This is a genomic window from Pseudomonas sp. FSL R10-1339 (assembly GCF_009600545.1).
Classification (GTDB): Bacteria; Pseudomonadota; Gammaproteobacteria; order Pseudomonadales; family Pseudomonadaceae; genus Aquipseudomonas; species Aquipseudomonas bubulae.
Map to the genome: position 1 here is coordinate 1 of NZ_WIVQ01000091.1, position 18542 is coordinate 18542.

The following is an 18542-nucleotide window of genomic DNA, read 5'->3' on the forward strand; positions in this document are numbered from 1 at the left end:
GGTTTTGAACGGCTGCCGTTTTTTGAAAGCACCTATGGCTCAGCAGTCGAAAAATAGCGGCCTACTTCAGACCATCCTTAGCGTACGCATGACGTCCTTCCGTTGGTTTTATATCGTCTTTTAGCAACAGTGATTTGCACCTATAAATTGACATCAAGCTGCCCCCACTCACTAAGCTGAGGCGACTCCATTGCGGTTGAGCTCCCCGATGAAAATTCCGGCGCGATATTCATCCATCCACAGTAATAAGGGCATCCAGTACAGGCGCAGGACGTTACCTTCTCTAGAGATGAGTACAGGCCGCGTCACGGAGGACGACCACTTCATACCAGGACACAGACAGCTAACGACCATCAGTTCATCAAGATCAGCCCGCATCATCGGTCACTCTCCCGCCGCTCTAGCCATATCGCCAGCAACCACAGGCCAGCTCCGATAAAGGCCAACACCAAGATCGCCCACAACGGCACCAGACGATAGGAGCCCAACCATAAGCCCGCGCCTACGCAGGCAACACCCACAAAAACTCGCCCCATACAGGTCACCTCCACTCGTAATGAGTCGCCACGCTACCCCGTGGTCCCTATGTGTCATCGAGAAGCAGGGAAAAATCGTCGGCTCCCGCACTGGGATCTGAAAGCGCCGCAGCGGGGTTGAAGGGAATAACCACGGCACCCTGATGGTGAAGCAGTGAAGGCCGCTTACTTCTCAGTGGTTTTTGCGGGTTTCCCAATGGCTGGGGGAATTTTCGCCAGGATGCTGCGGCGGATTCACGATGCACTCCCAGCGTCAGGGAAGTGTGAATGCAGTATTTCTCAGTGCATTTCTGCAGCCGCGCAGAAGCAGTACGATGCTACCGAGCGGTTTGCCGTTAGGTTTCTGAGGTTTCTGGATATGGTGGGCCGTGCCGGCGAGCCCCAACTATCTGACGTCAACGCCGACACCAGGGCGGTCGCTGCCGCCCCTCCTGCCCTGAAACTATTCGCCCTTCAACTCTGAAGGCTCTGAACTTTTACTCTCCGCCTGAGTGCGCGTCGTGTGAGTTGTAGAACACTACACCAAACATATTCACATGCTCTCCTGCATCGATTGATGACTAGTCCGCGTGCACCCAAATCGCTGAGGAAGCCTATCTAGAACCCGATGCCTTTGGCGGGGAGAAAACCCTGCTTATGGTGTCCCATCATTGTTGATCTGACCAGCCGAGATAACGAGCGTCCGGTCTGCCTCTACTGAGCCCCTATGTGCTCATCACCATCATCGCGCGTCGTGTGGGTTCACCCACTCTCTTTTCTGAGCTGAAAGCCAGAAAAGAGAGTGGGGTGTAGCAACTGCACCGAGTTCGGTTGCACTGGGCTTGATGGTCTGCGAGAAATGATCACAGCAGGTGAAGAAAATTTTCGCGCACGACTGATGAGCCCTGCAAAGGGCGAAACTCGCGACAACGAGTCTCGTGCTACAGGTTGTTTGATTCTCTGGAACAACCGCCTTCGCTCTCACCGCGTCATCGCAGTGAGAGCCGGGGTCGATGTGGGTTGAGGCTGTCATCAGCCTGACCTGCAACTACAGACCAAAGGCGTCCGTACCAACGCCCTTGGCGTCGTAGTTTGGACGGGTGCCAATCTACGAAGGAGGTGGTTCTCAACGCTTGGCTTGGGATCTCGGTTCGAGCTTGATGCAGTAATGATGATCCATTGAGAGCGCCTGGCGCTTCCCGCCCAAGGTGTGGTCTGCCAGTGGGGGCAGACAGTGAACGTGGGTGCAATCCGTACTTGCTTCACTGGCACACATCACGTCACGACCAGGGCGGTTGGAGTCCTGGAGCGCACGTTACGTAAATAGCAGTAACCGCATCCAGGTGCGAAGTTAGGGTGCTGGCAATCCCCATCGCGCTTTTCATCGTTGCACGTTTTGAGCATTGCTCGCGGCTCGATGATGACGCAACAGGGTTCGTCACACCGCAGACCGTATCAACGATGCAAAACCAGCCCAGCAGGCTGGCCGGAACCCAAAATGGGTTGTCCGCCCTCCGGGGTGCCTTTGTGTGCGGGAAACCGTGCTACTGGCAGCAAGTTCGCTTTCACGTATCCCCCTGCGCGCAACTACATATTCATTGGAAACAACAGGAGCAGTTATGGCCGGATGGAAATCCTCACTGGCATCCGTGCTCAAAGAGCACAACAGCATCAAGGCCTCGGATGGGACAGTTGCCAGTCATGAGACGCAGCACAAGCGCTCGACCGTGCTTTATCAGGTATTCACCGATCTGAGAGAAATGGGCTACAAGCTCGACAGTGTCAGTCAGCTCAAAGGCCGTCATGTGGAGGCGCTGACCCGACACTGGCTGAGCAGGGAACTTTCCTCCTCAACCCTGCAAAACCGCCTCTCCACCCTAAGAACATTCACCTCCTGGATTGGTAAAGAAGGCATGGTGGAGAGCACCGAGCGTTATTTTCCGAACCATGAGGCAGCCAGAACTTCGATCAATACTCAGGACAAGAGTTGGGAGGCAAACGGAGTGAGTGCGACGCAAAAACTGGATGACCTACGCGCCCTGGATGAACGTGTAGCACTTCAGGTGGAGCTTCAGCTCCGGTTTGGTCTCAGGGTAAAGGAATCAATCATGCTGCGCCCTCACCTGGCGGACAAGGGCAGCTACTTGGCTGTCAGCATCGGCACGAAAGGCGGTCGGGACCGCACAGTACCCATCGATACTCCTGAGCGCAGAGAGCTGATTGATAGAGCTAAGGCTTATGCAGATCGCCGTACCGCGAGCACTTCCGATCCAAGCAAGTCGTTGAAACAAGCGCTGGGCCACTACAGCCGTATTGTCGCCAAAGCTGGGCTGACCAAGGCTCAGCTTGGCGTTACCTCACATGGCCTGCGTCACGCCTTCGCCAATGAGCGTTATACCCACTACTCAGGTAGCAGCTCACCGATTGAAGGAGGAAACCTCAGATCCCATAACTGGGAGTTGGATCGTTTTGCACGCATGGCGGTTGTCGAAGAATTGGGACACTCTCGTGAGGACGTGTCCACGCATTATCTCGGACGTTAGAAATAGCGCTTCAGGGACTGAAGATTAAGAATGATTAAAAACTGATTAGTGCCTCCTGCAAAAATCTGTACAACGCCTATTCCTACTGGGCTCCGGACCGATCTCAGCACCGTGATACAGGAGTGCTGGAACGGTAACCATAGGGGGGCAAGAACTGTATTGTCGGAGTGCTGGAACGGTAGTCGCGGGTGCTAGAACGGTATCGAACGGGCGCTGGAACGGCATCAGCACTTATTGGCCAGGTGTCGACGCTGCGAAGAGCTCGGAGTAGTTTTGACTCGCACCAAGGCACCCTCAATTGCATAGCTGAAGGGCTGACCTGCGGCGTTGCTTGCTCGTGCCAAGGAATCGAGAGCTTTGACCAGATCCGTCTTGAAGTCATCTAGAGATTTGGCTCTACTCCCACATAGTCGGTGCAGAGTTTCGATTTTTAATCGAAATGGATTAGCATGGGATGCATAGAAACCATGCAACCACTTCGCAATTGGTTTTCCACGCAGTTCCTGACGAATAGACCAATCCACATCAGTGAAGTGGTCAGCCTCAAATAATTTAAGGAGCTTTGGATTCAAGCGAATCACATAACTTTTAACACGAGCTCCGTGGTCGCGATATATCTCATTAATCAGGCTTCCCTCATACGAGTAGTCACCGACTCTTAGCTGTAGCGCGGTCGCGGTCATTCGGCTAAGTTGCCCACCAAGGATTTCACGGTTTTTCCCCGAATCAGTTTTACCGAGCGCTTTCAGTAGCTGATAGGCTGTTATCCTACACTCTGCGCCGAGTTCCTGAAGCCGCGCCATGTGCAGAATGGCCTCCCATGCATCCAAATCAAGCTGATCGAGCAGAACCCCTGTGTATAGGATACTGATTCCACCTAGCGCATGGATTTCACTTTGCTCCACGTATGGGCGCGGCCCTTTGCCCACAGCACTAAATAGCGCTGAACGAAGAACAAAGTTCGGCACACGCCGAACTGAGTCTGACCAGTTCGGCAATAGGCTACGAACATGTTCACCCTCAACGTCTTGGGGTTTTATACGAGAGCGCCTGTGATTCTCATCTAGCAGGGCATAAATGCGGCGAGGGATTGGCATATTGGTAGCCATCATTAACGAATGGATGCACTGATTTTTTCAGCAACCCAGGCATTAACTTGCTCAGAAGGCCATGCTACAGAATTCGCCCCGAGCGAAATCCCAGCGGGAAACTCGCCCGCCCGAATCAGCCGATAAATTTGAGATTTGCTCAGCCCCACTTGGGCACAGACACCAGGAAGGCGAAGCAGTAAAGGTGAGGCGAATTGAGTAGCCATCTGGACGGGTCTCCTAAGAACCGGATTGGATGGCTAGGGATTTAATGGCACCTCAAGTGGGGAGTCATGAGGATCCCCAAATTCTCATAGGGATCCCCAAAATTTTCGCTTTAAAAATTCATGCACTTCTATTGGGTTTGGACTGTGCACGCATGTATTTTCTCAATGTTTGATGATCTGTGGGTATATCAACTTCTGCATCCTCAGCGAAAGATATCAAAGCAGAGTACATATCGAAGTTTTTGCGTGGAGGATTGTTGAGCCTAGAGGCATGAATCTTAATTTTCTCTGCGCGCTTCCTGCCGAAGGAATCAGTTGGCGGTTCACGATGAGCCTTATCAACTTCCTTAATGAGATCAACCAAGCCATTCATGATTTTACTAATGGTTCCCAGCTCTTGCTCCTTAAACTCACTCCACCTTTTATCCTTCTCTGCACCTTCACCCGCATTAGTACTTAATATGAAATCCGGGGGCTCAATCCCTGCATCAAGAACCCACTTACCGAGTGCCGCCCTCGATAAGTATACGATGCCTGCTGGAATATCTTTAGCGCCACTATCGCTCACACAGTAGCAACGAACCAGACCATCATCAACCTCTGGCAGCGGACTGAATAAATTATTGAAGTAGTCAATCAATCCATTAAAAAACAGCTTATAACTCTTTGTTGATAATTGCGAGCCACCGACTCTTCCAACCCAAAATATGTGATGAGGAACTACCATTTCCTCCCGCTTTACATGGTATTCGGAGTATAAATCTAAAATCAGCTCATGAAGAGCATATGAAGCCTCTTGAGGACTAGCTTTATAGTGGCGAGCGTACTCCGGCACCAAATCAGATAAGCGTATCACATCATCGCTCACACGATCTCCTCCATGCTTGTAATGGAGGACTCGGAATTACTGTGCGGCAATATATCCAGATGGTCGGCGTACCACTGAAGCATTTCGCGGCGCCCCTCTAGGTACTGTGCGTGGTTGTAAGTGCCGCGAATGCTATTTTTGTCTACATGCGCAAGCTGGGTTTCGACCCACTCACTTCGATATCCCTGCTCATGTAGTGTGGTGGACATCGTGTGACGGAATCCATGGCCAGTAGCACGCCCATCATATCCAGAACGCTTCAGCAGTTGGTTGATCGCAGCTTCACTCATAGGCTTGGCCGGATCGTTACGGCCAGGGAATGCGAGCGTGTAACCACCAGTAATGCTTTCCAACTCACGCAGTGCAGCTACTGCCTGTTTACAGAGCGGTATCAGATGGGCGCGGCGCATCTTCATACGCACAGCTGGAATCAGCCACAGCGCCTTGTCGAGATCAAACTCCGACCAAGGTGCGCCTCTGAGCTCAGCCGTGCGCACTCCAGTGAGAATTAGCAGGCGGGTTGCGATCTTAACTACGTCATGACCAGAGCAACCTTGAAAACTGCGTATGAGCGCCGGGATTTCTGAAATAGGCAAGAAGGGATAGTGTCGAGATATAGGGGTTTGAAGAGCCCCTCCGATGTCTGCGATTGGGTTGTAGTCCGCGCGACCAGTGGCAATCGCGAAGCGGTAGACCTCCTGGCAGCGCTGCCGGACCTTGCGCAGCTTCTCCAAAGCACCTCGCGACTCTATGCGGCGAAAAACCTGTAGCCACTGCATGGGCTTGATTTCGGCTAAGGGGAAACTTCCCACATGGGGGAAAATATCTAACTCAAAAGCTTCTATAACGTCATCAGCATAACCTGCTGACCAGCGTGGCGACTTATGTTGATGCCACTCCAGCGCAAGGCTCTTGAACGTATTGGCGCGAGAGATTGCGGCTTGGGCTCGCGTAGCCTTACGCTCGACCCCAGGATGCCGCCCTTGTGCCACAAGCTGGCGAGCGTCAGAAGCAAGCTGCCGCGCCTGTGCGAGGGTTACCTTATCGATAGTGCCAAGAGAAATGTGCGACTGCTTGCCATCGAGACGGAATCGCAAACGCCAAGACTTACCGCCCACCGTGCGAATCCATAGGAAGAGACCACCGCCGTCGGCAAGGCCATAGTCCCTCTCGCGCGTCGCAGCATTCTTTACCTGCAAAGCCGTCAAAGACATCCTGAGTACCCATAGATTATTGAATCACTTAAGGTACTCGCAAGGGCACTAATAAGACAAGCGCTCGGACTGGACTGGATGGCACCAGCCTGAACAGAAAACCCTCATTAAGCGGGCTTCTTGGAGCTACATGATACTGCCTGGCACTGCCTGAACCTATTAAATGGTGCCGGAGACAGGAATCGAACCTGCGACCTTCGCGTTACGAGTGCGCTGCTCTACCGACTGAGCTACACCGGCGGTATCAGTAAAACTAGCAGCGCTGGAAAAAACCGGCAATTGCCGCATGTGTGCCGCTGCAGGAGCGAGCCTGCTGACCAAGGTTGTTAGTAAATCGCGATATTCTTGAGCCCTTGGCGCCCAGGCTTCACACACTCGGCATTACGACCATCACGGGTTATTTGCACGCACCGCTGGCCAGGCAGGTGCCATTTTGCGTCCAGTTCAGGGTGCCCCCCGAATTGCTCGAGGTCGGCACCAATACGCTGACCCAGCCGCCTGCTGCCTGGGTCCCCGCCATGGTAATCACACCATCGACCACCGTCATGCCCGCTGCCAGGTTTTCCGTCGCTTCGGCCGGCCCCGGGATGCCGTTGGTGCCCGCATCACAGGCCATCAGATCATTGGTCTGGCTGTAGCACAGGGCGACGGCAGTCTTGTAGGTATTGCTGATGGTGTTCACCTCGGCAAAACGGGTCTTCATCACGTGCTCGTGGTAAGCCGGAAATGCGAACGAAGCAATCAGACCGATAATTGCAACCACAATCATCAGTTCGATCAGGGTGAAGCCTTGTTGTTGTTTCACATGAAGTCTCCAGAAAAGGGGCACCCACAGGTGCCAGGCAGTGCTGTGCAGGCAAAAAAGTGCGCACAGGCTATCAAGGTTAGTGGGCCGTTGCTCCACAACTGCATCGCTGACACTTCTGGTCACTCTCAACTTTCCGGGTCAAAGCTCGGAGCATCTAGTCTTTGGGCTTACAGCACAGCCGGGCGCGCCGCGCTCCAAGGATCGATGCATGGCAACACAGGCCGTTAAATACAGCCTTTACCAGTGGGAAGGCACCGATCGAAATGGCATTAAAACCAGCGGGCAAATCACGGCGGAACACCACACAATGATTCGGATCCAGCTACGCCGCCAAGGTATTACCGTTAGTAAAATCCGCCGCCATTACAGTCACACACTGAATGCGGGCAAATCGGTCACGGCACTGGATATCACCCTGTTCACCCGCCAACTGGCTACCCTGATCAGCGCGGGCATAACTATGCAGCAAGCTCTGAAGGTTATCGCCAACGGTTTCGAGAGCCGTGCCATGCGCCAGCAGGTCACCGAACTCCAGCAAGACATCGGCGCAGGCACCAGCCTGTCGGCGGCGCTGCGCAAAAAACCGGCACATTTCGATCCTCTGTTTTGCAGCCTCGTCGAAGCTGGCGAACTGGCCGGGGCTCTGGACGTGTTGCTGCAACGGGTGGCGACCTACAGGGAAAAGACCGCCACTCTGAAAAAGAAAATCAAAAAAGCCATGACCTACCCCAGCGCCGTGCTCGTGGTCGCGCTGGCGGTGTGCGGCATTTTGTTGATCGAAGTGGTTCCGCAGTTCCAGGGCGTTTTCCGCTCATTCGACGCGCAACTGCCAGTGCTTACCTTGTGGGTGATCGGCCTGTCTGACAGCCTTCAGGCGCATGGTCTATGGCTCCTGTTTTTTTGCGGCATCACCCTTGCAGGCCTTCACCATCGCTACAAGCACTGCGCAACCTGGCGCCAGCGTGTTGATCGCTGGCTGCTGAAACTGCCCGTCATGGGCAATCTGCTGCACATGTCAGCCATGGCCCGTTTTGCCCGCACGCTGTCGACGACCCTGGCTGCCGGCGTGCCATTGCTCGAAGCGCTGAACTCCGTAGCCAGCGCCACTGGCAATAGCCTGTACAAAGACGCGGTGCTACGACTGAAGAAGCAGGTTGCAACGGGTAGCCAGATCCATGTGGCCATGGCCGCTGCCGGAGTATTCCCGGGCATGGCAATCCAGATGACAGCTATTGGCGAAGAATCCGGCACATTGGACAGCATGCTTGACCAGGTTGCCGCCTATTATGAAAGCGAGGTCGACACTCTGGTCGACAACCTGACAACCTTGCTGGAGCCGATAATCATGGTGGTACTTGGAGTCATGGTTGGCGGGCTGGTCATCGCCATGTACTTGCCGATATTCAACCTTGGCCGGGTAATATGAGCATGATTGATTTGCTGAGCCGTCACCCCGACGCTTTTATTGCCTGCGCACTGATACTCGGCTTGCTGGCAGGCAGTTTTATCAATGTGCTGGCGTGGCGATTGCCAAAAATGCTTGAACAGGAATGGCAAGCCCAGGCCCGCGAGGTGCTGGATTTGCCCGAGCCAGCCAAAGGCCCTGTGTATAACTTGCTGCGCCCGCGCTCTCACTGCCCCAATTGCCAGCATTCGCTGCGCGTCCGGGAGAACATCCCGCTACTGAGCTACCTGTTTTTGCGTGGCAAATGCTCGCAGTGCAAAAGTGCCATTAGCCTGCGCTATCCCCTTACGGAACTGACCTGCGCGGTATTGTCGGCTTTTGTCGCCTGGCATTTCGGTTTTGGCGCCCAGGCGGGCTGGATGCTTCTGCTGACCTGGGGGTTATTCGGCATTTGCCTGATCGATATCGAGCATCAAATCGTGCCTGATGTGCTGGTTTTGCCTCTGCTGTGGCTGGGATTGTTGCTCAACAGCTTCTCCCTGTTCACCACTTTGGGGCAGGCCGTATGGGGGGCCGCGCTGGGCTATGCAAGCCTGTGGTCGGTGTTCTGGATATTCAAACTGGTCACCGGCAAGGACGGCATGGGCTACGGCGATTTCAAGTTGCTGGCCGTACTCGGGGCATGGGGCGGGGTTGCGGTTCTGCCGCTAACCCTCCTGCTCTCTTCACTGCTGGGGGCGACGGTGGGGCTGGGGCTTTTGGCCATGCGCCGGGCCAAAACCAGTACCCCGATCCCCTTTGCGCCGTATCTGGCAATTGCCGGCTGGATTGCATTGCTCTGGGGTGGTCAAATAACCGGCTTCTATTGGCAGGTTTCGGTTTGACATGATGACTCCACCCTCCAAACCCTGGATTCTCGGGCTTACCGGCGGTATCGGCAGTGGTAAAAGTGCCGCTGCCGAGCACTTTGCCGCGTTGGGCATACATGTGGTGGACGCCGATCATGCGGCGCGCTGGGTCGTTGAGCCGGGACGCCCGGCGCTGGCCAGTATTGCCGAACACTTTGGAGCACAGGTGCTGCAAGCCGACGGGCAACTCAATCGTGGCGCATTGCGCCATCTGATCTTCACCGACCCCGAGCAACGCCGCTGGCTTGAAGCACTGCTGCACCCACTGATTCGTGAAGAGATCGCAAACAATCTGGCACAGGCAAAATCGCCTTACGCCATTCTGGTTTCGCCGCTGCTGATCGAGTCCGGCCAATACACCACAACTCAACGTGTCCTGGTGATCGATGCACCGCAAGCCCTGCAGATGCAGCGCACCCTTGTGCGTGACAACACCACCGAACAGCAAGTCCAGGCCATTCTCAAGGCACAGGCCAGCCGCGAAGATCGCCTTCGTCACGCTGACGATGTGCTGGTCAATGACAAGGATCTGAAGGCGCTGCAGACTGAGGTCGAGCGCCTGCATCACTTTTATTTAACTTTGCGTGGAGGCCAACCATGACCAAACCTATGACCATCGACTGCCCGACCTGTGGCACAGCCGTGCAATGGGATACCACCAACGCTTTTCGCCCGTTCTGCTCGGACCGCTGCAAGCTGATCGACCTGGGTGCCTGGGCCAGCGAGGAACACAAGATCCCGGTCAGCCCGGATGCTGAAGATGATCTGTTTTCCGAAGACCTGAGCGAGCGCTTACATTAAAAGCCAAATCCTGTAGTCGCTGACGAGGTACGAAGGCTGCGATCGAGCCCGAAGGGGTCGTGCTTTTAAAGAGCACAGGCCCTGCGGTCCATCTCGCAGCCTGCGTCGGCGATTACGGCTTTTCTCCATCATCCTTCCATGGCGCCGCCAGGTAGCGGGTGCGGTTAAAGGTCTCAAGCCACTCCGGGCAGAACACCACCAGTGCCGTTACCAGCATCCCGTTGATAAACGCTTCGGGAAAGATGATCAGCCACAGATAGCCGACAAAGTCCTCCAGCCAATACGGCATGACGAACAACCCGTCCAGCCACAACACACCCAGCACCGCCCCTATGCACAGCAACGCCGCCAACGCTGCGGCAAAAAAACCCGAGCAAAAGATATACACAAAGGGGTTACGCGGTTGCGCACGCTCGACCATACGCGCACACCCTTCGGTCACTGCTATCGGCAACAGAATCAGCAGCACGCCGTTGACACCCATCGCGGCCAACTCCTGACGCCCCAGCAACACCAGTCCGACTTGCGCCAGAAGCGCACCGACCACTGCCAGCGGCCAGTCGAGCAGCAACGTGACCACCGTCAGGCCAATAAAGTGGTAAGACACCCCGCCATCAAAGTCACGCCGTACCAGCCAGAGCAAAAACAGCCCGAACACCGTGCCAAACAACAGGTGCTGGCGCCGCGTATCGGTAAACAGCTCAACCCAGGGAGCACGCCAGATGGCCCACAGCACAACGGGAACATAGATCAGCCAGCCGATGACCAGCGTTTGTGTGGATAACACCTGTGTACTTATCATCGGCCTTGCCCTGCCTTGTCAAAACACACCGTTCAACCCTCCCTGTCGGATGCGACTGAGTCTACACCCGGACTTTCAGTAACACCTGTTTCAAGGCTAAGCTGCGTGCATGGACGACTCAGATTATTTACGCCTGCTCACCATTCAGGCCGAGCAAGCCAATGCCTTTTTATCCAATGCCCGCAAATGGGAGCGTGAGCGTTGGGTCTGCCAGCGCCTGTTGCAAGGCCTGAATATCCCCTACCACAGTGAAGACTTCCGGCAGGCGGGCCAGGAGCCTCCCGATGTGCTGTTCGGCGATGCACGCTTTGAGGTGTTCTTTGTCCTCGATGAGGGCCGGCGCCTGAACGATGAATGGCGCGCAGAACTGCAGCGCAGGCGCAGCGCCTACTCCCTTAGCCAATTGGTCCGTCGCGAAGCACGGCCCAAACGGATTCCGGCGAGCAAGCTGTTGCAGCGGCTGGGCCCGACCCTGCATAAAAAAGCCACTAACTACAAAGAGCGCGATATCGACCTGGGGCAGCTGGATATCATTGCGTTTTCCAGCCTCAAGCGCGAAGTGCTGGACCTTAACAGCCACTTTCCGCCGCCGACTGAATATTTGCGCCAGGGCTGGCGCTCGCTGTCGCTGGTAGGGCCGACCTTTGCCCGGGTGCTGTTTGCCCAACCGGACGCACCGGATTTTTTGCGCAACAACCTGGGACGCAGCATTATTTTTGATGTGGGTATCAGCCTGTGAGCCCGTTGCAGGCGCTTATTGCCAATGTGCCGCAAACCGGGCGCGTGTGCTGGATCGGCGTACGCCCCGAGTCCCGGGCAGACATGCTCGAACTCGACGCGGTTGAAGCCCGCCGCGAAGCCGGGCTGACCGGCGATCATGCCCGGCCCGGCGCCCGCAATGCCCGCCAGGTGACGCTGATACAATGGGAACACCTGGCCGTTATCAGCTCACTGCTGGGGCGCACGGCGGATCAACCGATCCTGGCGCAGGACTTGCGCCGCAACCTGGTGATCCGCGGAATCAACCTGTTCAGCCTCAAAGGCCGGCGCTTCAAGGTTGGCCAGGCCATTTTCGAAACCACTGGCTGGTGTCAGCCTTGTGCCCGACTGGAGCAGCGTCTGGGCCAGGGGACTTTTCAGGCGGTACGTGGCCACGGCGGGATCACGGCCCGGGTAATCGAAAGCGGGATCATTCGTCTAGACGACGAACTGCGGGTCGAGCCGTTAGGCCCGCACGGCTATGCTTCATTTCATCCCGGTTGATCAATGCTGTAGCTTTTACATACCCAGCAACGTCTATTTGACGAGGCCAAAAATATGCCCAGTCGCCTGAACCCCGATGATCTGAAGCGTGTCGAAGAGTACCTTCAATTGCCACAAAATCAGGTTGAGCGCCGCCCTTTCAGGCCCTGGCTGCTCCTTGCCATAGTGGTGATCGCGGTGATCGGCATGGGCCTTTTGAGCCGTTTCCTGAGTTACCTGGCGCTATGAGCTGCATTGCGCTCGCCCGGGGCCACTCAGGCACAGAATTTTTTTCAAGCCTTGTGAGTGATATCCATGACCCATCGTATTGTTATCGTCGGCGGCGGCGCCGGCGGCCTGGAGTTGGCGACCCGCCTGGGCAAGACTCTGGGTAAGCGCGGCAAGGCCAGCGTCACGCTGGTCGATGCCAACCTGACCCATATCTGGAAACCGCTGCTGCATGAAGTTGCTGCCGGCTCATTGAACTCATCGGAAGACGAGCTCAACTACGTCGCCCAGGCCAAATGGAATCACTTTCAGTTCCAGCTGGGCCGCATGAGCGGGCTGGATCGTGAACTGAAAAAGATCTCATTGTCGGCAACCCTCGACGAAAACGGCCAGGAACTGGTACCTGCCCGCGAGTTGGGTTACGACACCCTGGTGATTGCGGTGGGCAGTACCACCAATGACTTCGGTACCAAAGGCGCGGCCGAACACTGCCTGTTCCTCGATACCCGCAAGCAGGCCGAGAAATTTCATCAGCAACTGCTCAATCATTACCTGCGTGCCCACGCAGGGCAAAGCGATACGCTCGAACAGATCAGCGTGGCCATTGTCGGCGCAGGTGCAACCGGAGTCGAGCTGGCTGCCGAACTGCACAATGCCGCCCACGAACTGGCAGCCTATGGCCTGGACCGGATCAAGCCGGAAAACATGCATATCACCCTGATCGAAGCGGGCCCACGGGTATTGCCTGCCCTGCCGGACCGTATCGGCGGGCCTGTGCATAAAACCCTGGAAAAACTCGGGGTCACCGTGCTGACCAACTCCGCAGTCAGCGAAGTAACTGCTGACAGCTTGATAACCAAAGATGGTCAGGTGATTCCTGCAAGTTTGAAGGTTTGGGCTGCGGGCATTCGTGCACCTGGCTTCTTGAAGGAAATTGCCGGGCTGGAAACCAACCGCATCAACCAGTTGGTGGTACGCCCTACCCTGCAAACCACCCGTGACGAGAATATTTTTGCCTTTGGCGATTGCGCCGCCTGCCCGCAACCCGGCACCGACAAGCTGGTGCCGCCTCGCGCCCAGGCTGCTCACCAGCAGGCGTCGTTGCTGGCCAAGTTGCTGAAATTGCGCATTGAAGGTAAAACTCAGCTGCCGGACTACACCTACCGCGATTATGGCTCGCTGATTTCCCTATCGAGCTTTTCGGCTGTGGGTAACTTGATGGGCAGCCTGATGGGTACCGTTATGCTGGAAGGCTGGTTGGCGCGGATGTTCTACATCTCGCTATATCGCATGCACCAGATGGCGCTGTACGGCACCTTCCGCACCTTGATGCTGATGCTGGGCAGCAGGATCGGACGCGGCACCGAGCCGCGCCTGAAACTGCACTAAGTGCGACTACTCTGTAGTCGCTGCCGAAGGCTGCGACAGTAAAAACTGCAACTGTGGGAGCGAGCCTGCTCGCGAAGGTCGTTCGCGAGCAGGCTCGCTCCCACAATAGGGCTTGATCTACAACAGAGTATCTACAGCGCCGCGTAATCAGCGCCCCGCGTGATTACCCGCCTCGGCTTCACGGCCTTTAAAGCCGTGGGGCTGATGCTCGTCAAAGAATTTCACCGCGCGCACAAAGTCCTCCAGCAACAACTTGGCCATGTCGATCGACATACCCTGCTTCACCAGAATCCGCTGCACCACTACGTTCTCGACATTTGCCGGCAAGCTATACGCAGGTACCAGCCAGCCACGGGTGCGCAACCGGTCTGCCAGGTCATACAGCGAATATGAAGTTTTCGCCCCTGGCTTCAGACGCCAGGTCAACGCCGGAATCCCCAGCTGCGGGTCACCGTTATAGAGCATCTCGAACGGTCCGACCTTGACCAGTTCAGCCGCAAGAAACTGTGCCGTCTGGTAGCAGGCTGAATGAATACGCTCATAGCCTTCACGCCCCAGACGCAAGAAGTTGTAGTACTGCGAGATGATCTGCCCGGCCGGACGTGAAAAGTTAAGGGCGAACGTAGGCATATCACCCCCCAGATAATTCACATGAAACACCAGCCCTTCAGGCAGTTCCTTTTCATCCCGCCAAACCACCCAGCCCGCGCCCAGCGGAGCCAGACCGAACTTGTGCCCGGAGGTACTGATGGACTTGACCCGCGGCACGCGGAAATCCCAAAGAATATCCGGCGCACAAAACGGAGCCAGCATCGCGCCACTTGCACCGTCGACGTGCAGATCAATATTCAGACCCGTGCTTTTTTGCAAGTCATCCAGAGCATCGGATAACGGCTTTACGGTTTCATACAGCCCGGTGAACGTCTGGCCAAAGGTCGGCACTACGACGATGGTATTTTCATCGACCCGCTCCAGCATGTCCTCGGGGGTCATAAACCAATGCCCTTCCGACATCGGCACTTCACGAATTTCGACGTCCCAGTAACGGGCAAATTTGTGCCAGCACACCTGCACCGGACCGCACACCATATTCGGCGTAGTTGTCGGCTTGCCTGCCGCCTTGCGCACCGCACGCCAGCGCCACAATGCAGCCAGACCACCCAGCATGCAGGCTTCGCTGGAGCCTACGGTGGAAGTACCGATGGTGGTAGCCGCTTCCGGCGAATGCCATAAGTCCGCCAGCATATGAATACAGCGGTTTTCCAGCTCCGCAGACTGCGGGTACTCATCCTTGTCGATCATGTTCTTGTCGATCGACAGGTCCATCAACTTGTGGACCTCGTCCTCTTCCCACGTCTGGCAAAAGGTCGCGAGGTTCTGCCTGGAGTTTCCATCCAGATACAACTCATCGTGGACCAGTTGGAAAACCTCACCCGGCGCTTGCTCAGCCTCGGGGAACAGCTTGATTGCAGCGGCATGAGCCAGCGCAGAAGAACCAAATACGGGGTCGACGTCCTTGTTGCGCTTGATACGGTGCAGTGCCATGTGAACTCTCCTTGAGTATTGGTCAATCTATGAGCCCGCCGTTGCAACTCTGGCTCAGCTTCGGCCCAGCCAGCATAGCCAAGCATTTGAGGTCTGCCGTCCGATTTCCGACCACCGTGCATTTTCCGATCTATAGTCTCGATTCTCGATAGTACTCACGGAGCGAGCACGATGAAGCAAAGACCCACGACCGTAGACAGCACGGTAAAACAGGCGCTGGACCAGTCCCTGCAACGGTTTGCCAGCAATCAGCACGGCAAGAACGCCAGCTACATCCCTTACCTGGCCTCAGTGCCATCCCATCTGTTCGGCATCAGCATCATGTTCTGCGACGGTACCCATGCAGAAGTGGGCGACACCGATTACGCCTTCGCCATCGAGTCGATTTCCAAGGTATTCACCCTCGCCCATGTACTCGATGAAGTGGGACCCCAAGCCTTGCGCAGCAAGATCGGTTGCGACCCCACAGGTGAGCCGTTCAACTCGGTGATTGCCCTGGAACTGCATAAGGGCCGACCGCTCAACCCCTTTGTAAACGCAGGCGCCATGGCCACTGTCAGCCTCCTCGAAGCCGATACGGCGCAAGCGCGCTGGGACCAGATCCAGGCGACTTACAACCTTTTCGCCGGGCGTGAACTGACGGTCAACGACGAGGTTTATCAATCGGAAGCCAAGACCAACCAGCACAACCGCGGCATTGCCTGGCTATTGCAGAGTTACGGCTATATGTACGCCGACCCGATGGAAGTGTGCGCCGTCTACACCCGTCAATGTTCCGTGGCGATCACCTGCCATGACCTGGTGACCATGGGCGCTACCCTGGCCAATGGTGGCGTCAACCCGATCAGCGGAAAACGCGCGGTTCGGGCCAACAACGTGGCGCCAATCCTCTCCGAGATGACCCTGAATGGCCTGTATGACACCACCGGGGACTGGTACTACAAAGTCGGCCTGCCGGGAAAAAGCGGGGTCGGCGGCGGCATTCTGGCGGTGGTTCCGGGGGTGTGCGCCATCGCCGCCTTTGCCCCGCCACTGGACGGAGCCGGTAACAGCGTTCGCGGTCAACTGGCCGCCGAATACCTTAGCCGCACGCTCAATCTGAGCCTGTTGCACGAATTCGCGTAAGGGAGCGGGATACTTATGGCCACCACCAGCAAAGCTAAAACCTACATGTCCTGGCTGACCATCTGCTTTATGATGGTTGCCGCTGTTGCCAGTATTCGTTCGTTACCCAGCATGGCCGTCTATGGCCTGGGCTCGGTCTTTCTCTATGTCATCCCCGCACTGCTGTTTTTCATTCCGGTATCCCTGGTCGCCTCTGAACTGGGCACAGGCTGGAACGGCGGGATTTATGGCTGGGTAAGACAAGCCTACGGCGACCGCCCGGGCTTTTTCATCATGTGGTTCATGTGGGTACAAGTGGTGGTCTGGTACCCGATTGTGCTCGGGTTTGGCGCCAGCACCATGGCGTATCTGATCAACCCTGAACTGGCCAAAAGCGGTGTATTTACTGCCGCCGTCATCATCGTTTTATACTGGCTATCGACATTTGTGGCACTTAACGGGCTGACAGCACTGTCGAAGCTGACGTCATGGTTCATGCTGCTGGGCACCGCATTACCCGCCGCGCTGCTGGTTTTGCTCGGCGTCGCCTGGCTGGTGCTGGGGCATAAATCAGCCACCCCGTTGACTTGGGATGCCTTGCTCCCGGCCATTTTCGATACCCACTCCACAGTCAAATCCGGCTCGCGCAACCTGCACCCGGACTTCTGGCAGGAATTTACCGGCGCCATTACCGGCCTGGTACTGATTGTGAGTAACTTCCTGGCGTTTGCCGGTATCGAAATGAACGCCATTCACGCCCGTGAATTGCGTAACCCGCAAAAGGAAATGCCCCGGGCGATTCTCTTGGCCTTCTTTATGATCCTGCTGGTGTTTATCCCGCCCACGGTGGCGATTTCGCTGGTGGTACCCGCTGACTCAACCAGCCTTACCGCCGGGGTTATCCAGGCTTACGCTGCGTTCTTCCAGGGCTTCGACATGCCATGGGCAACCCCGATCATGGCCATTTTGCTGATTATCGGTGCGTTGGGCGGGGTACTGGCCTGGACTGCCGGGCCGTCTACCGGCTTGCTGTTCGTCGGTAAGGCCGGAATGCTTCCACCTGTGATGCAGGAAGTGAACAAAAAAGGTGTGCAAAAAAACATTCTGTATTTACAGGCCGTTATCGTCACGCTGCTGTCGACGATTTACATCTTTCTCGACAATGTATCCGATGCCTTCTGGATGATCAGTGCGATGGCTGCGCTGATGTACCTGATCATCTACGTATTCATGTTTATGGCGGCCATGAAACTGCGTAAAACACAGCCCAATGTAAAACGCGGCTATGTGCTCAAGGGGCTGCATGGCTGGTGCTACCTGGGGTTGTTTTCAACCTGCGTGGCGCTAATTTTCGGCTTTATTCCGCCCAACAGCTTCAGCAGCATGCCGTTTTTCGAATATGCGGGGATTTTGTTGCTGGGATTGATCGTCGCAGGCGTGCCGCCGTTTATCTTCTATGCATTGCGCAAGCCGTCATGGCAGATGGTGCCCAAGGCAGAAGCGGATCAGTATTCGGCCGCGCTGCAGGATCTTCAGGACGCGGACAACAAGGCTGCAAACCCAAGCTGAAGCAAAAACCTCGTAGCAGCTGCCGAAGAACGAAGGCTGCGACTACAGGGTTACGTTTCCTACAGGCATAAAAAAAGCGTCCAATGGACGCTTTTTTTATGGCTACAGGAGCCGAACATGGTGGGTCGTGTGGGATTCGAACCTACGACCAATTGGTTAAAAGCCAACTGCTCTACCAACTGAGCTAACGACCCAAAAATTCTTTGAAACTGGCTCCACGACCTGGACTCGAACCAGGGACCCAATGATTAACAGTCATTTGCTCTACCAACTGAGCTATCGCGGA

At 55.8% G+C, this 18542-nt stretch carries 18 protein-coding genes and 3 tRNA genes; 11 read left to right on the plus strand and 10 right to left on the minus strand.

The features are described from left to right. Positions 1-2134: 2134 nt before the first annotated feature. Positions 2135-3058, plus strand: a complete 924-nt coding sequence (locus GHO03_RS19750) for a phage integrase N-terminal domain-containing protein (RefSeq protein ID WP_052959363.1) — start codon at positions 2135-2137, stop codon at positions 3056-3058. A 224-nt stretch (positions 3059-3282) separates the two neighbouring features. On the opposite strand, the gene trfA is transcribed toward GHO03_RS19750, so the two are convergent. From trfA to GHO03_RS19780, 6 genes are all read right to left on the minus strand, one after another. Continuing rightward, positions 3283-4170: a plasmid replication initiator TrfA gene (gene trfA, locus GHO03_RS19755; protein ID WP_306108799.1), complete on the minus strand. Its 888-nt coding sequence runs from the start codon at positions 4168-4170 to the stop codon at positions 3283-3285. Then, entirely contained in the window at positions 4170-4373 is a 204-nt protein-coding gene (locus GHO03_RS19760; RefSeq protein ID WP_047292068.1) for an AlpA family transcriptional regulator, read from the minus strand. Before GHO03_RS19760 ends, trfA begins: the two co-directional genes overlap by 1 nt. 118 nt (positions 4374-4491) lie before the next feature. Continuing rightward, entirely contained in the window at positions 4492-5241 is a 750-nt protein-coding gene (locus GHO03_RS19765) for a hypothetical protein (RefSeq protein WP_047292067.1), read from the minus strand. Beyond that, complete coding sequence (locus GHO03_RS19770) at positions 5238-6455, minus strand: integrase arm-type DNA-binding domain-containing protein (protein ID WP_047292065.1); 1218 nt, start codon at positions 6453-6455, stop codon at positions 5238-5240. Before GHO03_RS19770 ends, GHO03_RS19765 begins: the two co-directional genes overlap by 4 nt. A gap of 164 nt (positions 6456-6619) precedes the next feature. After that, a tRNA-Thr gene (locus GHO03_RS19775) sits at positions 6620-6695 on the minus strand. Between the two features lie 157 nt (positions 6696-6852). Continuing rightward, on the minus strand, positions 6853-7260 hold the full coding sequence (locus tag GHO03_RS19780) for a prepilin-type N-terminal cleavage/methylation domain-containing protein (protein WP_133144169.1): 408 nt from the start codon (positions 7258-7260) through the stop codon (positions 6853-6855). Positions 7261-7471: 211 nt separating this feature from the next. Between GHO03_RS19780 and GHO03_RS19785 the strand changes: the two genes are divergently transcribed. Genes GHO03_RS19785 through yacG form a run of 4 tightly spaced genes read left to right on the plus strand, consistent with a single transcriptional unit; the run spans position 7472 to position 10377 of the window. Beyond that, positions 7472-8689 carry a type II secretion system F family protein gene (locus GHO03_RS19785; RefSeq protein WP_095038606.1) on the plus strand — a complete coding sequence of 406 codons (1218 nt, stop codon included), beginning with the start codon at positions 7472-7474 and terminating at the stop codon, positions 8687-8689. Beyond that, entirely contained in the window at positions 8686-9552 is an 867-nt protein-coding gene (locus GHO03_RS19790) for an A24 family peptidase (protein WP_165484561.1), read from the plus strand. The genes GHO03_RS19785 and GHO03_RS19790 overlap by 4 nt, the downstream gene beginning before the upstream one ends. A 1-nt stretch (position 9553) precedes the next feature. After that, the gene (coaE, locus tag GHO03_RS19795; RefSeq protein ID WP_095018262.1) at positions 9554-10177 is read left to right on the plus strand and encodes a dephospho-CoA kinase; all 624 of its coding nucleotides are present in this window, start codon (positions 9554-9556) and stop codon (positions 10175-10177) included. Next, positions 10174-10377: a DNA gyrase inhibitor YacG gene (gene yacG, locus GHO03_RS19800; protein WP_016779444.1), complete on the plus strand. Its 204-nt coding sequence runs from the start codon at positions 10174-10176 to the stop codon at positions 10375-10377. Before coaE ends, yacG begins: the two co-directional genes overlap by 4 nt. A gap of 112 nt (positions 10378-10489) precedes the next feature. On the opposite strand, the gene GHO03_RS19805 is transcribed toward yacG, so the two are convergent. Continuing rightward, on the minus strand, positions 10490-11179 hold the full coding sequence (locus tag GHO03_RS19805; protein ID WP_095025468.1) for an energy-coupling factor ABC transporter permease: 690 nt from the start codon (positions 11177-11179) through the stop codon (positions 10490-10492). Between the two features lie 109 nt (positions 11180-11288). Here GHO03_RS19805 and GHO03_RS19810 point away from each other — a divergent pair, with 109 nt between their 5' ends. From GHO03_RS19810 to GHO03_RS19825, 4 genes are all read left to right on the plus strand, one after another. Continuing rightward, entirely contained in the window at positions 11289-11918 is a 630-nt protein-coding gene (locus GHO03_RS19810) for a DUF1780 domain-containing protein (RefSeq protein WP_095001620.1), read from the plus strand. Further along, positions 11915-12442, plus strand: a complete 528-nt coding sequence (locus GHO03_RS19815; RefSeq protein WP_095020318.1) for an MOSC domain-containing protein — start codon at positions 11915-11917, stop codon at positions 12440-12442. The genes GHO03_RS19810 and GHO03_RS19815 overlap by 4 nt, the downstream gene beginning before the upstream one ends. Positions 12443-12496: 54 nt before the next feature. Next, positions 12497-12670 (plus strand): DUF3094 family protein, encoded by a 174-nt coding sequence (locus tag GHO03_RS19820; protein WP_095001622.1) that lies wholly within the window; start codon positions 12497-12499, stop codon positions 12668-12670. A gap of 66 nt (positions 12671-12736) precedes the next feature. Continuing rightward, a complete protein-coding gene (locus tag GHO03_RS19825) occupies positions 12737-14038 on the plus strand; it encodes an NAD(P)/FAD-dependent oxidoreductase (protein WP_153400388.1) in 1302 nt (433 codons plus the stop codon). A gap of 147 nt (positions 14039-14185) precedes the next feature. Here the strand turns inward: GHO03_RS19825 and GHO03_RS19830 are convergent, their stop codons facing one another. Next, on the minus strand, positions 14186-15583 hold the full coding sequence (locus GHO03_RS19830; RefSeq protein ID WP_095001624.1) for a glutamate decarboxylase: 1398 nt from the start codon (positions 15581-15583) through the stop codon (positions 14186-14188). A gap of 171 nt (positions 15584-15754) precedes the next feature. On the opposite strand from GHO03_RS19830, the gene glsA reads away from it, so the two are divergent. After that, positions 15755-16708 carry a glutaminase A gene (gene glsA / locus GHO03_RS19835; protein ID WP_095001625.1) on the plus strand — a complete coding sequence of 318 codons (954 nt, stop codon included), beginning with the start codon at positions 15755-15757 and terminating at the stop codon, positions 16706-16708. A gap of 15 nt (positions 16709-16723) precedes the next feature. Then, positions 16724-18256, plus strand: coding sequence for an amino acid permease (locus tag GHO03_RS19840; protein WP_153400389.1), 1533 nt, complete (start codon positions 16724-16726; stop codon positions 18254-18256). A gap of 118 nt (positions 18257-18374) precedes the next feature. Here GHO03_RS19840 and GHO03_RS19845 read toward each other — a convergent pair. Together GHO03_RS19845 and GHO03_RS19850 are read right to left on the minus strand one after the other, a co-directional pair. Then, a tRNA-Lys gene (locus GHO03_RS19845) sits at positions 18375-18450 on the minus strand. A 16-nt stretch (positions 18451-18466) separates the two neighbouring features. Further along, positions 18467-18542 (minus strand) — tRNA-Asn (locus GHO03_RS19850).

Excerpts from the sequence above, each read along its gene's own strand:
- GHO03_RS19750 (WP_052959363.1), top strand. The coding sequence starts at position 2,135 with ATGGCCGGATGGAAATCCTCACTGGCATCCGTGCTCAAAGAGCACAAC.
- trfA (WP_306108799.1), bottom strand. The coding sequence starts at position 4,170 with ATGATGGCTACCAATATGCCAATCCCTCGCCGCATTTATGCCCTGCTA.
- GHO03_RS19760 (WP_047292068.1), bottom strand. The coding sequence starts at position 4,373 with ATGGCTACTCAATTCGCCTCACCTTTACTGCTTCGCCTTCCTGGTGTC.
- GHO03_RS19770 (WP_047292065.1), bottom strand. The coding sequence starts at position 6,455 with ATGTCTTTGACGGCTTTGCAGGTAAAGAATGCTGCGACGCGCGAGAGG.
- GHO03_RS19785 (WP_095038606.1), top strand. The coding sequence starts at position 7,472 with ATGGCAACACAGGCCGTTAAATACAGCCTTTACCAGTGGGAAGGCACC.
- GHO03_RS19790 (WP_165484561.1), top strand. The coding sequence starts at position 8,686 with ATGAGCATGATTGATTTGCTGAGCCGTCACCCCGACGCTTTTATTGCC.
- coaE (WP_095018262.1), top strand. The coding sequence starts at position 9,554 with ATGATGACTCCACCCTCCAAACCCTGGATTCTCGGGCTTACCGGCGGT.
- yacG (WP_016779444.1), top strand. The coding sequence starts at position 10,174 with ATGACCAAACCTATGACCATCGACTGCCCGACCTGTGGCACAGCCGTG.
- GHO03_RS19805 (WP_095025468.1), bottom strand. The coding sequence starts at position 11,179 with ATGATAAGTACACAGGTGTTATCCACACAAACGCTGGTCATCGGCTGG.
- GHO03_RS19810 (WP_095001620.1), top strand. The coding sequence starts at position 11,289 with ATGGACGACTCAGATTATTTACGCCTGCTCACCATTCAGGCCGAGCAA.
- GHO03_RS19820 (WP_095001622.1), top strand. The coding sequence starts at position 12,497 with ATGCCCAGTCGCCTGAACCCCGATGATCTGAAGCGTGTCGAAGAGTAC.
- GHO03_RS19825 (WP_153400388.1), top strand. The coding sequence starts at position 12,737 with ATGACCCATCGTATTGTTATCGTCGGCGGCGGCGCCGGCGGCCTGGAG.
- GHO03_RS19830 (WP_095001624.1), bottom strand. The coding sequence starts at position 15,583 with ATGGCACTGCACCGTATCAAGCGCAACAAGGACGTCGACCCCGTATTT.
- glsA (WP_095001625.1), top strand. The coding sequence starts at position 15,755 with ATGAAGCAAAGACCCACGACCGTAGACAGCACGGTAAAACAGGCGCTG.
- GHO03_RS19840 (WP_153400389.1), top strand. The coding sequence starts at position 16,724 with ATGGCCACCACCAGCAAAGCTAAAACCTACATGTCCTGGCTGACCATC.